The 14,122-nt window shown below is 60.5% G+C and carries 11 protein-coding genes; 7 read left to right on the top strand and 4 right to left on the bottom strand.

Going from position 1 to position 14,122, the window contains the following annotated elements; translation table 11 throughout:
* Positions 1-117 precede the first annotated feature (117 nt).
* The 5 genes from CCX46_RS29200 (at position 118) to gcvP (ending at position 7,776) form a co-directional block, all read left to right on the top strand.
* Positions 118-1,122: an extracellular solute-binding protein gene (locus CCX46_RS29200; RefSeq protein WP_077574973.1), complete on the top strand. Its 1,005-nt coding sequence runs from the start codon at positions 118-120 to the stop codon at positions 1,120-1,122.
* A gap of 243 nt (positions 1,123-1,365) precedes the next feature.
* Positions 1,366-2,982, top strand: coding sequence for an ABC transporter permease (locus tag CCX46_RS29195; protein WP_127930173.1), 1,617 nt, complete (start codon positions 1,366-1,368; stop codon positions 2,980-2,982).
* A 156-nt stretch (positions 2,983-3,138) separates the two neighbouring features.
* On the top strand, positions 3,139-4,221 hold the full coding sequence (gene gcvT, locus CCX46_RS29190; RefSeq protein ID WP_038359018.1) for a glycine cleavage system aminomethyltransferase GcvT: 1,083 nt from the start codon (positions 3,139-3,141) through the stop codon (positions 4,219-4,221).
* A gap of 48 nt (positions 4,222-4,269) precedes the next feature.
* Positions 4,270-4,653 carry a glycine cleavage system protein GcvH gene (gene gcvH / locus CCX46_RS29185; protein ID WP_127930172.1) on the top strand — a complete coding sequence of 128 codons (384 nt, stop codon included), beginning with the start codon at positions 4,270-4,272 and terminating at the stop codon, positions 4,651-4,653.
* 249 nt (positions 4,654-4,902) lie between these two features.
* Positions 4,903-7,776, top strand: a complete 2,874-nt coding sequence (gene gcvP, locus CCX46_RS29175) for an aminomethyl-transferring glycine dehydrogenase (RefSeq protein ID WP_127930171.1) — start codon at positions 4,903-4,905, stop codon at positions 7,774-7,776.
* A 188-nt stretch (positions 7,777-7,964) separates the two neighbouring features.
* Here gcvP and CCX46_RS29170 read toward each other — a convergent pair whose 3' ends face one another.
* From CCX46_RS29170 to CCX46_RS29160, 3 genes are all read right to left on the bottom strand, one after another.
* The gene (locus tag CCX46_RS29170; protein WP_174245147.1) at positions 7,965-8,285 is read right to left on the bottom strand and encodes a DUF2388 domain-containing protein; all 321 of its coding nucleotides are present in this window, start codon (positions 8,283-8,285) and stop codon (positions 7,965-7,967) included.
* A gap of 66 nt (positions 8,286-8,351) precedes the next feature.
* On the bottom strand, positions 8,352-10,136 hold the full coding sequence (locus CCX46_RS29165; protein WP_127930170.1) for a GspE/PulE family protein: 1,785 nt from the start codon (positions 10,134-10,136) through the stop codon (positions 8,352-8,354).
* A gap of 92 nt (positions 10,137-10,228) precedes the next feature.
* Positions 10,229-10,567 (bottom strand): hypothetical protein, encoded by a 339-nt coding sequence (locus CCX46_RS29160; RefSeq protein ID WP_127930169.1) that lies wholly within the window; start codon positions 10,565-10,567, stop codon positions 10,229-10,231.
* 126 nt (positions 10,568-10,693) lie between these two features.
* On the opposite strand from CCX46_RS29160, the gene CCX46_RS29155 reads away from it, so the two are divergent.
* On the top strand, positions 10,694-11,158 hold the full coding sequence (locus CCX46_RS29155) for an Lrp/AsnC family transcriptional regulator (protein WP_016983809.1): 465 nt from the start codon (positions 10,694-10,696) through the stop codon (positions 11,156-11,158).
* Positions 11,159-11,247: 89 nt separating this feature from the next.
* Here CCX46_RS29155 and CCX46_RS29150 read toward each other — a convergent pair whose 3' ends face one another.
* Positions 11,248-12,618 (bottom strand): CYTH domain-containing protein, encoded by a 1,371-nt coding sequence (locus tag CCX46_RS29150; RefSeq protein WP_127930168.1) that lies wholly within the window; start codon positions 12,616-12,618, stop codon positions 11,248-11,250.
* A 155-nt stretch (positions 12,619-12,773) separates the two neighbouring features.
* Here CCX46_RS29150 and argE point away from each other — a divergent pair, with 155 nt between their 5' ends.
* A complete protein-coding gene (gene argE, locus CCX46_RS29145; protein ID WP_127930167.1) occupies positions 12,774-13,919 on the top strand; it encodes an acetylornithine deacetylase in 1,146 nt (381 codons plus the stop codon).
* Positions 13,920-14,122: the final 203 nt, after the last annotated feature.

Genomic DNA, 14,122 nt, shown 5'->3' with positions numbered 1-14,122 from the left:
CACCACAATTTTCAAACTGTGCAACATCTGGTAACTCCTTCAAAAAGAGTTCGATTGAGGTGGTAAATGTGAGTCCTTATCATTTGGCCCACATTTCCCGACCGAGAGACCACTCCCATGTTGGCACCCAAGCGTCTTCTGACCGCACTGGCCCTGACCCTGATCGGTAGCACCACGGCCCAGGCCGCTGATGAGGTGGTGGTTTACTCGTCGCGCATCGATGAACTGATCAAACCGGTCTTCGATGCCTACACCGCCAAGACCGGGGTGAAGATCAAGTTCATCACCGACAAGGAAGCGCCGCTGATGCAGCGCATCAAGGCCGAAGGTGAAAACGCCACCGCCGACCTGCTGCTCACCGTTGACGCCGGCAACCTCTGGCAGGCCGAGCAGATGGGCATCCTGCAGCCGTTCACTTCGAAGACCATCGACGCCAACATTCCGCTGCAGTATCGCTCGTCCAGCCATGCCTGGACCGGTCTGAGCCTGCGCGCGCGGACCATCGCCTACTCCACCGAACGGGTGAAACCGGGCGAACTGACCACCTACGAAGCACTGGCTGACAAGAATTGGGAAGGGCGTTTGTGCCTGCGCACGGCGAAGAAGGTCTACAACCAGTCGCTGACCGCGACCATGATCGAAGTCCATGGCGCCGAGAAAACCGAAAAAATCCTCAAGGGCTGGGTCAACAACCTGTCCACCGACGTGTTCTCCGATGACGTTGCGGTGCTCGAAGCGATCAATGCCGGGCAGTGCGACGTTGGCATCGTCAACACGTACTACTACGGTCGCCTGCACAAGCAGAAGCCGGAGTTGCCGGTAAAACTGTTCTGGCCGAATCAGGCTGATCGCGGTGTGCACGTGAACCTGTCGGGAATTGGCCTGACCAAACATGCGCCGCACCCGGAAGCGGCCAAGGCTTTGGTTGAGTGGATGACCACGCCTGAGGCGCAGAAGATTTTCGCTGACGTGAACCAGGAATTCCCGGCCAACCCGGCGGTGGCACCTTCGGAAGAAGTGGCGGCGTGGGGCAAGTTCATTGCCGATACCTTGCCGGTGGAAGTGGCGGGCAAGCGTCAGGCTGAGGCGATCCGGATGATGGATCGGGCGGGTTGGAATTGAGGCTTTTCCGATAACACTGTTCACTTTAGATCGCTGCCCTCACCCCAGCCCTCTCCCGGAGGGAGAGGGAGCCGATCTGTGTTGTTTTCGAAACTTGAGTTCGACTCGATATCTCAGGTCGGCGTAATTCTCATAAACTACGCGGTCAGTCCCCTCTCCCTCCGGGAGAGGGCTAGGGTGAGGGCAGCAATCCCAACCTGAAATACTCAATCCAAGAACACCCAATCCCCCAGAGACCCAAAAGTGGCCCACCCCGCCCAACGCCGCTGGTACCCCATCGTCTTCGCCATCGCCGCGCTGGTGCTGTTGCCCCTGAGCGTTCTACTGCTCTCTTGGCAAACCATCGATCAGCAAATCTGGTCGCACCTGTGGGAAACCCAGATGCCACGCCTGCTGGGCAACACCCTGACGCTGGTCGTTGGCGTGGGTGTCGGTGTGACGCTGCTCGGTGTCAGCCTCGCCTGGCTCACCAGCCTCTGCGAATTCCCCGGGCGGCGCTGGCTCGACTGGGCGCTGATGCTGCCGTTCGCCATCCCCGCGTATGTGCTGGCCTTCGTTTTCGTCGGCCTGCTCGACTTCGCCGGCCCGGTGCAGACACTGCTCAGGGAATGGTTCGGCACCGGTCTGCGCCTGCCACGGGTACGCTCCACCGGCGGGGTGATTATCGTGCTGGTGCTGGTCTTCTATCCCTATGTTTACCTGCTGGCGCGCACCGCGTTTCTCGCGCAGGGCAAAGGCCTGATGGAAGCCGCGCGGGTACTTGGCCAGTCGCCGTGGCAAGCCTTCTGGCGGGTGGCGTTGCCCATGGCGCGTCCGGCCATCGGTGCGGGCGTGGCGCTGGCGCTGATGGAAACCCTGGCAGATTTCGGTGCCGTGTCGGTGTTCAACTTCGACACCTTCACCACGGCGATCTACAAGACCTGGTACGGCTTCTTCAGCCTGCCGAGTGCCGCGCAATTGGCCAGTCTGTTGTTGCTGGTGGTGATGCTGGTGCTGTACGGCGAACGTCGCGCGCGTGGCGCCAACCGGGCAAGTAACGAGCGACCTCGGGTGAAAGCGCTGTATCACTTGCGTGGACTCAAGGCTTTCGCGGCGATGAGCTGGTGCGGCCTGGTGTTCGCCTGCGCCTTCGTCATTCCGGTGCTGCAACTGGTTGTCTGGTTCTGGCAGCGCGGGCGTTTCGATCTCGATGAGCGCTACGCCGGGCTGATCCTGCACACCCTGTATCTGGGCGGCATGGCCGCGTTGATTACCGTCAGCGTTGCTTTGTTGCTGGCGTTTGCCCGGCGCTTGGCACCCACGCAGGCGATCAACTCCGGCGTTGGTCTGGCCAATCTTGGCTACGCCTTGCCGGGTTCGGTACTGGCGGTGTCGATCATGCTGGCGTTCAGTTATCTGGATCGCGAACTGGTGATCCCGCTTTCAGGCTGGCTCGGCGGTGCGGGCAAACCGTTGCTGCTCGGCAGTCTGGCAGCGTTGTTGATGGCCTATCTGGTGCGCTTCATCGCAGTTGCCTACGGACCCTTGGAAAGCAGTCTGGCGCGTATACGGCCATCTTTGCCTGAAGCGGCACGTAGCCTGGGTGTCAGTGGGCCGCGACTGTTTTTCAAAGTGTATCTGCCGCTGTTGCTGCCCGGCACGCTGAGCGCAGCGTTGCTGGTGTTCGTCGATGTGCTCAAGGAAATGCCCGCAACCCTGCTGATGCGCCCGTTTGGCTGGGACACGCTGGCCGTACGCATCTTTGAAATGACCAGCGAAGGCGAATGGGCGCGTGCATCATTGCCAGCACTGACCCTGGTTCTGGTTGGATTGTTACCGGTCATCGGCCTGATTCGCCGCTCCGCCCATCGAAACACTTAGTAGTGAGTCCTGAATCATGCGGCTACAATGCGCGGCATTCGGTGCGGTTCGTCTGACAGATCTTTTCGCTGAAATTGGCTGAAAGCCTTCTATTACAAGGCTTTCACGCTGTGCAGCGACTGTCCGCACCTTCGCCACGCCCGGAAGGAGAAACCCATGGGACAGCGTACGCCTCTGTATGACCTGCATCTCGCCCTCGGCGCGAAGATGGTCGATTTTGGCGGTTGGGACATGCCTCTGCATTACGGCTCGCAGGTCGAGGAGCACCACGAAGTGCGCCGCGATTGCGGGGTGTTCGATGTATCCCACATGACCGTGATCGATGTCACCGGCCCCCAGGCCAAGGCCTGGCTGCAGCATTTGCTGGCCAATGATGTCGACCGCCTGCACCGCCCCGGCCGTGCGTTGTACAGCACCATGCTTAATGAGCGCGGCGGCATCGTCGACGACATGATTGTCTATCGTCTCGATGACTGTTATCGCCTGGTGTTCAACGCCTCTACCCGCGATCAGGATCTGGCCTGGATGAACGCGCAGCTCGGCAAGTACGACGTGCAACTGCACGAGCGCTCCGAACTGGCGATGCTCGCCATTCAAGGCCCGCAGGCCCGGCACAAGATTGCCGAACTGGTCACCCAGTCCCGCGCCACGCTGATCCAGCACCTCAAACCCTTTGAAGGCTACACCGACGGTGACTGGTTCATCGCCCGTACCGGTTATACCGGTGAGGATGGCCTGGAAATCTGCCTGCCGGCCAGTCAGGCGCCGGGTTTTTTCAACGATCTGGTGGGTGCCGGCATTTCCCCGATCGGCCTCGGTGCCCGTGACACCCTGCGTGTCGAAGCCGGTATGAACCTGTACGGCCAGGATATTCATCAGGACGTTTCGCCATTGGCTTCGAACATGGCCTGGAGCATCGCCTGGGAGCCGGCCACGCGCCAGTTCATCGGTCGCGCTGCTTTGGAGGCGGAAAAAGCCGCTGGTGTTGCGCACAAACTGGTCGGTCTGGTGCTGGAAGAGCGCGGTGTTTTGCGCGCTCATCAAGTGGTTCGTATCGCCGATGTTGGCGAAGGGGAGATCACCAGTGGTAGTTTCTCTCCTACGCTAAGCAAATCGATTGCCCTGGCGCGTGTTCCGATGGCAACCGCCGACCGCGCCGAAGTGGAAATCCGTGGCAAGTGGTACCCGGTACGGGTGGTCAAACCGACGTTCGTACGCCATGGCAAAACCTTGATCTAACCTTTTTCCGGCGGGCAGACCGCTGACAATTTCTTGAGGACACCGAAGATGAGCGATATCCCTGCCGAACTGCGTTTTGCCGAAAGTCACGAATGGGCACGTCTGGAAGCCGATGGCACCGTCACCGTGGGCATCAGCGATCACGCGCAGGAAGCGCTGGGCGATGTGGTGTTCGTCGAGCTGACTGAAGTGGGCAAGGTGTTCGCCGCTGAAGATCAGGCTGGCGTCGTTGAATCGGTTAAAGCTGCTTCCGACATCTATTCGCCGATCAGCGGTGAAGTGATCGCAATCAACGAAGAGCTGGGCGGCTCGCCTGAGCTGCTGAACTCCGACCCGTACGGTGCGTGGATCTTCAAGCTCAAGCCAAGCGACAAGGCTGAGCTGGACAAGCTGCTGGATTCAGCGGCGTACAAGGCTGCCATCGGCGAGTAAGCTTCAAGTAATACCCAAAGCCCCGACCCGTCGGGGCTTTTTCATGCACGATGCAATCCCCTGTAGGAGTGAGCCTGCTCGCGATAGCGGTGTGTCAGTCAGCCTTAAGGCGTCTGAAGGAACGCTATCGCGAGCAGGCTCACTCCTACAGGGGTATGCGGTGCACTGAAAATGGGTTGCCACATCGGCTGCTATGCTGGTTTGACCGTGTTGCATTGACGCCGAGCGCCAGCCAAGAGAGAGCCCGTCATGTCCCAGTTGCCGTCCCTGAGCCAGTTACGCGACCCCGATGCCTTCCTGCGCCGTCACCTCGGCCCCGACGCTGCCGAACAGCAGGCGATGCTCGACAGCCTTGGCCTCGGCAGCCGGGTCGAACTGATTGAGCAAACGGTGCCGCCGGGCATTCGCTTCAATCGCGCGCTCGATCTGCCTCCGGCACTGGATGAACAAGCCGCGCTGGCCAGACTGCGCAGTTACGCCGAGCAGAATCAGGTCTGGACCAGCCTGATCGGTATGGGCTACCACGGCACCCTGACGCCAACCGTCATCCTGCGCAATGTGCTGGAAAATCCCGGCTGGTACACCGCGTACACGCCGTATCAACCCGAGATCGCGCAGGGCCGACTCGAAGCGTTGCTGAATTTTCAGCAACTGACCATCGACCTCACCGGTCTGGAGTTGGCCAACGCCTCGCTGCTCGATGAAGCCACGGCAGCGGCGGAAGCCATGGCGCTGGCCAAGCGCGTCGCGAAGTCCAAGAGCAATCTGTTTTTTGTCGATGAGAACTGTCATCCCCAGACCATTTCCGTGGTGCAGACCCGCGCGGAAGGTTTCGGCTTCGAGCTGATCATCGACGCTGTGGATAACTTGAAACAGCATCAGGTGTTCGGTGCGTTGTTGCAGTATCCCGACACCCACGGCGAGATTCACGATCTGCGGCCCTTGATCGATCATCTGCATGCGCAGCAGGCGCTGGCCTGCGTCGCGACGGATTTGTTGAGTCTGTTGTTGCTGACGCCGCCGGGCGAATTGGGCGCGGATGTGGTGTTCGGTTCGTCTCAACGATTCGGCGTGCCCATGGGTTACGGCGGCCCGCATGCGGCGTTCTTTGCCAGTCGCGAGGAATACAAACGGGCAATTCCGGGGCGGATCATCGGTGTGTCGAAGGACGCCCGGGGCAACGTGGCGCTGCGCATGGCCCTGCAAACCCGCGAGCAACATATCCGCCGCGAGAAGGCCAATTCGAACATCTGCACCGCGCAGGTACTGCTGGCCAACATCGCCAGTTTCTACGCGGTCTATCACGGGCCGGAAGGTTTGAAACGCATCGCCCAGCGCGTGCATCGGCTGACCTGCATTCTGGCGGCAGGACTTGAGCGAAAAGGCATCAACCGGGTCAATGCGCAGTTTTTCGACACGCTGACGCTGGACGTCGGCGGTGCGCAAACGGCGATCATCGAAAGCGCTCAAGCCGCACAGATCAATCTGAGAATACTTGGGCGCGGTCGAGTGGGGCTGAGTCTCGATGAGACGTGCGATGAGAGCACCGTGGCCAAGCTGTTCGATGTGCTGCTCGGTGCCGATCATGGGTTGAACGTCGATGAACTTGACGCTGAAGCCCTTGTTTCCGGCATCCCCGACAACCTTCAGCGCAAATCCCCGTACCTGCGCCATCCGGTCTTCAACGCCCATCACAGCGAAACCGAGATGCTGCGCTACCTCAAACAACTGGAGAACAAGGATCTGGCGCTCAACCAGTCGATGATCCCGCTGGGTTCCTGCACCATGAAACTCAACGCCACCAGCGAAATGATCCCGATCACCTGGCCGCAATTCGCCAACTTGCACCCGTTTGTGCCGAGAGAGCAGGCGGTCGGTTACACGCTGATGATCGAAGAGCTGGAGCGCTGGCTGTGCGCAATCACCGGGTTCGATGCGATCTGCATGCAGCCCAACTCGGGCGCGCAGGGTGAATACGCCGGCCTGCTGGCGATTCGCAAATATCATGAGAGCCGCCAGCAGGGCGGGCGTGATGTGTGCCTGATTCCGTCCTCGGCTCACGGCACCAACCCGGCCTCGGCGCAGATGGTCGGGTTACGGGTGGTGATCGTTGAGTGCGACGAGGCCGGTAACGTTGATCTCGATGACTTGAAAGCCAAGGCCGCCGAGGCCGGGGCGAAACTGTCCTGTCTAATGGCGACCTATCCGTCGACCCACGGCGTGTACGAAGAGGGCATCAGTGAAATCTGCGAAGTTATCCACCAGCACGGCGGCCAGGTGTACATGGATGGCGCCAACCTCAATGCGCAGGTCGGTTTGGCACGCCCGGCAGATATCGGCGCCGATGTTTCGCACATGAATCTGCACAAGACTTTTTGCATTCCCCATGGCGGCGGTGGACCGGGTATGGGACCGATTGGCGTGCGCGCGCATCTGGCGCCGTTCGTGGCCAATCACCCGGTGGTGCCGATTGACGGGCCGCAACCGCAGAACACCGCCGTCAGCGCGGCGCCATGGGGCAGTGCGAGCATTCTGCCGATCAGCTGGATGTACATCGCCATGATGGGCCCGCAACTGGCGGACGCCAGCGAGGTGGCGATTCTGGCAGCGAATTACCTGGCGCAGCATTTATCCGGTGCGTTTCCGGTGTTGTACACCGGGCGCAATGGGCGCGTCGCTCACGAATGTATTCTCGACCTGCGACCGTTGAAGGCGCAGACCGGAATCAGTGAAGAAGACGTCGCCAAGCGCCTGATGGATTACGGCTTCCATGCGCCGACCATGTCATTCCCGGTACCAGGGACGTTGATGGTCGAGCCGACCGAGAGTGAGTCCAAGGCTGAACTGGATCGGTTTATCGGCGCCATGCTGAGTATTCGCGCAGAAATCACTGAAGTGCAGAACGGCAACTGGCCGGCCGAGGATAATCCGCTGAAACGAGCGCCGCATACCCTGGCGGATGTCACCGGGGTGTGGGAGCGGCCGTACAGCATCGAACAAGGCGTTACCCCGGATGCGCACACCAAGGCGCACAAGTATTGGCCGGCGGTGAATCGGGTGGATAACGTTTACGGCGACCGCAACCTGTTCTGCGCGTGCGTCCCGGTGGACGATTACCGCTGATTTCCCGGCAAGCACACCTTCCCCTGTGGGAGCGAGCCTGCTCGCGAAAGCGGTGATTCAGTCACCGAAAATGTTGAGTGAAAGATTGCTTTCGCGAGCAGGCTCGCTCCCACAGGGTTATGGGGTGAATCTGAAGTCCGGGCAAAAAAATGCCGCTCGATCGAGCGGCATTTCTGTTGGCGAAAGACTTACTCGGAAGCCACGGCATTCTTCGCCAGAATCGCATTCGCCAGTTCCATGTCCGAAGCCTGCAGGCCCGGATTGTCGGCGCGGACTTTCTGCATCGCTGCTTCCAGATACGGCCCACGAATGCCGCCGTCACTGGCAACGAAACTGCCGGCATCGTCCTGTGCGGCGATGATCAGCTTGTGATCCTTGAAGGTCAGGTAGGTCGAACCGGTGGTGGCACCGGACGAAATGACGTTACGCCAAAAGCTGTCCGCCATGGCCGAACCAACGGGAAGGGACAGCAAGGCCAGTGTGGCGACAGCAAGTTTGAGACGCATGATGAGATGACTCCTGGGGGTTAACTGTGGCGTTGGATTGCCAATCCCCCGATCCAGTTCCGTGCCGGGTTATTTCTGCTCGCTCTGCGGTGTCACCCGCAGCACTTCCTCAACCGTGGTCAGCCCCGCCGCGACTTTCTGCGCGCCGGACAAACGCAAGCTGCGCATGCCTTCCTTGAATGCCTGGCGGCGTATCGCCGTCAGATCGGTATCCGGGGTGATGAACGCTTTGAGGTTGTCGCTCAGTTGCATGATTTCGTAGACCCCGGCGCGGCCGTGGTAACCGGTGTCGCGGCATTCGATGCAGCCGATGGCCCGTTGTGCATTGCCCGGCAGCGGCGCCTGCCACGGACGGGTCAGGGTTTGCCAGTCTTCCTCTGCCAGCGTCAGCGGTGCCTTGCAATGCGGGCACAAGGTGCGCACCAGTCGTTGCGCCATGACCCCGAGCACGGTGGCTTTGATCAGGTAGTGCGGCACGCCGAGTTCGAGCAGACGACTGATCGCGCTGGGGGCGTCGTTGGTGTGCAATGTCGACAGCACCAAGTGTCCGGTGAGCGCCGCCTGAATCGCCATTTCAGCGGTTTCCAGATCACGGATCTCGCCGATCATGATGATGTCCGGGTCTTGCCGCATCAGTGCGCGCACGCCGGCGGCGAAGCTCAGGTCGATGTTGTGCTGCACCTGCATCTGGTTGAACGCCGGCTCGACCATTTCGATCGGGTCTTCGATGGTGCAGAGGTTGACCTCCGGCGTCGCCAGTTTTTTCAGCGTGGTGTACAGCGTGGTGGTCTTGCCCGAACCGGTCGGCCCGGTGACCAGAATGATGCCGTTGGGCTGGCGGGTCATGTCTTGCCAGCGGCGCAAGTCGTCGGCGCTGAAACCCAGTTGATCGAAGTCCTTGAGCAGCACTTCCGGGTCGAAAATCCGCATGACCATTTTTTCGCCGAACGCTGTGGGTAGCGTTGAAAGCCTCAGCTCGACTTCGCCGCCGTCCGGGGTCTTGGTCTTGACCCGGCCGTCCTGGGGTTTGCGCTTTTCAGCGACGTTCATCCGCCCGAGGCTTTTCAGGCGACTGACAATCGCCATGGTCACCTGCGGGGGAAATTGATAGACGTTATGCAGCACGCCATCGATGCGGAAGCGCACGGTGCCTTGCTCGCGCCGGGGTTCGATGTGGATATCACTGGCGCGCTGCTGGAAAGCGTACTGGAACAACCAGTCGACGATGTTGACGATGTGCGCGTCATTGGCGTCCGGCTCCTGATCGCTGGCGCCAAGATTGAGCAGTTGCTCGAAATTGCCGAGGTTGCCGCTCTGGGCGTCGGCATTGCTTGCGCCGCTCACCGATTTGGCCAGACGAAAGAACTCGACGCTGAAGCGCTGGATGTCCACCGGGTTGGCCACCACCCGTTTGATCGGCAGCTTCAGCACATGGGTCAGATCGGCTTCCCAGCCGGTAACGTAGGGTTGAGCGCTGGCCACGGTCACCGAATCACGGTCGACCGCCACCGCTAGAATCCTGTGCCGTTGCGCGAAGGCGTAGGACATCAACGGTGTGATGGCGGCGACATTGATCTTCAGCGGGTCAATGCGCAAATACGGCTGGCCGGCTTGCTGCGCCAGCCACAGGGTGAGGCTTTCCAGGTCGAGGTGTTTGCCCGGACGACTGAGGTCATCCAGTTGCTGAGTGGCGATGAATTCCAGCGGGTGCATCTGGCCATGGGCGGCGTGGCGACGGCGCGCATTCAGCGCTTGTTCCGCCGAGTCCTGGCAGATGAAGCCCTGTGCGACCAGCTCACGCAACACCTCGTTGAGTTCCAGCCAGCGGTCCTGAGTGGCAAGTTGAACGGACATGCGGGCTTCCTTTTGAGCGACAGTGCGCAAAAGGATAGTCGCGGCCCGGTAGGCCGTTGGGCCACTACCCGACGAAGCCGTTGCCGGATTTGTCAGCCAGCCGCTTGCGCCGGCGCATCCCAAGCGCTGTCGGCGGTTTGCAGATTGACCGAGCAGACGCTGATCAGGTTACGAAGTTTTTCTGCGATCACTTGCGCGCGATGCCCACTGAAACCGCCCATGACGATGTCGATCGACATCAAGTCGTCCATCCGCTGCACGTTGACCTGCTCGGGCGTGAGGAATTGCAGGGCGAACAGGTTGAGCACGCGCACCAGCAAGTCCGGTTCGGCTTCGGCGAGGATCTGATACTGCGCCAGGCAGTGGGCGTTGTTGACGTTCCAGACGTCGGCGCGGGTAGGGGCGCTGTTTACGGCTTCGAGGTGCGGCATGGCGGGTCTCCAAAATCACTGGAGGAATTTTTACATTCGGTGACGGGTATTTCTTGGCTATGATCGGCGTTATTGGCGAATGATCGAAACGATCAATTCGAAAGATCGTGGATTAGAGGTTTTTCTATGCACAGTGAGCTGGACAGCTACGACCGCAAGATTCTCGCCCTGCTGCAGGAGGATGCTTCCCTGTCGAGCGCGCAGATCGCCGAGCAGGTCGGCCTGTCGCAATCGCCGTGCTGGCGGCGGATTCAGCGGATGAAGGAGGAGGGGATCATTCGTGGCCAGGTGACCTTGCTCGATCGCAAGAAGATCGGCCTGAACACGCAGATCTTTGCCGAGATCAAACTCAACGCGCACGGGCGTTCGAACTTCACTGAGTTCACCGAAGCGATTCGCGGGTTCCCGGAGGTGCTGGAGTGTTATGTGCTGATGGGCGCGGTGGACTTTTTACTGCGCATTGTCGCGGCGGATATCGAGGCGTATGAGCGGTTCTTTTTCGAGAAACTGTCGCTGGTGCCGGGGATACAGGAAGTGAATTCGATTGTGGCGTTATCGGAGATCAAGTCCACCACCAGCCTGCCGGTTTGAGGTCAGGCAGCTGGCCCCTTCGCGAGCAGGCTCGCTCCCACAGGGGATTGCATTCCAATGTGGGAGCGAGCCTGCTCGCGAAAGCGGTATTACATGCGCAGCAGCATTTTCCATGCGCGATTCTGGTAAACCGCAATCGCCTGCTGCTTGCGTGCGTCGAGCAGTTCGTCAGTGATCGTCGGCTCGTTGGCCAGTTGCGCCAGCTTGTTCAGCTCGCCGTACAGGCGATCCATTTCCGGGATTTCCAGCACATTGCGTGCGTGGTGCAGCCAGACCTGAATGCGCTCGATACGCGGCAGTTGTTCAGCCAGATCTTCCGGCTGCTGCTGATAACGCTGCAATTGCAGGGCCGTGGCTTCTTCGCCCAACAGGCGCGGCAACCAGCTGTGCAACTGCGCGCCGCCCTGACGGTTGCCACGCACGTTACGCTCGGCGGTCCAGGTGCGGGCCAGTAACCAGCGCGAGGTGCTCAGCGAGAACAGGCCCCAGCGCGGGTCTTCGAGTTCTTCGAGGAATTGCTCCGGCGCGGCTTTGCGCACGTCTTCGTCTTCGATACCGGCCTGCACCAGCGGGCGCCAGTCTTCCAGCAAGGCATCGAGGGCAACGCGCAAGTCGTGAGTCGACTGACGCGGCGCGGCCTGGCCGAGGCTGCTGAGCAGGGCGCGCATTTCGGCGAGGTTCTCGACCCAGTCGAGCAACAGGCGCCAGTGGCCGTTGAAGCGATATTGTTCAGCCAGACGCTGGCTGCTGCCGAGCAAATGCCAGCTCAGCGCAGCGAAGGCGTCGTCGAGTTGGGTTTCCGGGATCAGCTCCGGCGCCGGCAGGCTCAGCGAGTAGCTGTTGGCGTCGTACAGACGATAACCGCGCTCAGCCTTGCTGATGTCGCACGGCATCAGCGCCAGGGTTTCCGCCAGTTCAGCGGCCAGTTCCAGCAGCGCGGCAGGCTCGCCTTCGCGCAATTCCAGCTCCAGTTCGCAGATTTCTTCTTTCTGTTTGCCGACGACAACGTGGCCGAGATCCAGCGCGGCTTCGATGACCACTTTGCTCTTGCCACGGCCCCAGGCGATTTCGGCGCGTTCGCGGACGAAATCGGTGGTGAAGATCGGCTTGAGGGTTTTCTTGTCCAGTTCGGCCAGCGACTCGGGCCAGCATTCGCCGTCGAGTTTCTTCACGTCGAGCTTGGCTTTCGGCAACTTCCAGTCGTACTCGTTACGCTCGGACAGACCGGCGACGCTCTGGCCGCGGGTCTTGAGGGTCTGAATCACTTCGTCACCGTCCTTGCGCAGGCGCAGGGCGACTTTGGCCTGAGCCAGATCGCGCTCGGGGGTGTCGAAGTACTGGTTCATCAACTCACGGCGTTCCCAGCCACTTTTGTTGCGTTTTTTCAGTAACGGGTGCTCGCGCAGGGCGGCGAGGGTTTCGCGGCTGACGCGGAGTTTGATTTCGGTTTCTTTCTGCATGGCCGGAAAATCCAGGATCGGGAGCGCAGCCGGGGAATATGTGGCTGCCAAGGCCGTGCAGTGTACAGGACTGATTCGTCCTACGCCCTGCGGCGGTTTATTCCTGACGCCGGATGGCTCTATGATGGACTTCAAATCGGGAGTTGGAGTCAGCGATGCCTTTGCCGTCCATGCAAGACCAGTTCGCTGCGCTGATCGCCGCGCCATCGGTCAGCTGTACCCAACCGAACCTCGATCAATCCAATCGCGCGGTGATCGATTTGCTCGCCGGTTGGCTGGGGGATCTGGGTTTCAATTGCGACATCCAGCAGGTCAGCCCCGGCAAATTCAACCTGCTCGCCAGTTTCGGCAGCGGTCCCGGCGGGCTGGTGCTGGCCGGACACAGCGACACGGTGCCGTACGACGATGCGTTGTGGCAGACCGATCCGCTGAAGCTCACCGAGGTCGATGGCCGTTGGGTCGGGCTGGGCAGTTGCGACATGAAGGGCTTCTTCGCGCTGATCATCGAAGCCGTGCGGCCGCTGCTCGATCAGCCGTTCAAGCAACCACTGCTGATCCTCGCCACCTGCGATGAAGAAAGCTCGATGTCCGGCGCCCGCGCGCTGGCCGAGGCCGGACGTCCGCTGGGCCGCGCAGCGGTGATCGGCGAGCCGACCGGGCTCAAGCCGATCCGCATGCACAAAGGCATCATGATGGAGCGCATCGACATCCTCGGGCAGAGCGGCCATTCGTCGGATCCGCGTCTGGGCCACAGCGCCCTCGAAGCGATGCACGATGCGATCGGCGAACTGCGCGGCCTGCGCCTGTTGTGGCAACGTGAATTCAACAACCCGCAGTTCAGTGTGCCGCAGCCGACGATGAACTTCGGTTGCATCCATGGCGGCGACAACCCCAATCGTATTTGTGGCCAGTGTTCGCTGGAGTTCGATTTGCGACCGCTGCCAGGCATGGACCCGAAAGTCCTGCGCGCGGAGATTCTGCGCAAGCTCAACCCCGTGGCCGAGCGCCATCAGGTGAAGATCGATTACAAACCGCTGTTCCCGGAAGTGCCGCCATTCGAGCAGGCTGAAGACGCCGAACTGGTGCGCATCGCCGAAAAGCTCACAGGTCATAGCGCCGAAGCAGTAGCGTTCGGCACCGAAGCGCCTTATCTTCAGCGCCTTGGCTGCGAAACCATCGTGCTCGGCCCCGGCGATATCGCCTGCGCGCATCAGCCTGGTGAATACCTTGAAATGTCACGTTTGCAGCCTACCGTGCATCTATTACGGCAACTGATTGAACATTACTGCCTGAAGAATTGAACGCATCCCTTGTAGGAGCTGCCGAAGGCTGCGATCTTTTGCTTTTGTTTCAGAAGATCAAAAGATCGCAGCCTGCGGCAGCTCCTACAGGGGCAAGTCGTTAAATTAGTGGGAATCCAACCCGTATTCATGAGGAGAGCGCGCGTGTCGCCAAGCCTGTTCCGACGATAACCATCAGCCCGCTGTGCGTTTTCCGTTTCGCC

Source organism: Pseudomonas sp. RU47, assembly GCF_004011755.1.
GTDB lineage: Bacteria > Pseudomonadota > Gammaproteobacteria > Pseudomonadales > Pseudomonadaceae > Aquipseudomonas.
The sequence above is the reverse complement of the archived record's forward strand: the minus strand, read 5'-3'. Positions and strand labels throughout refer to the sequence as shown.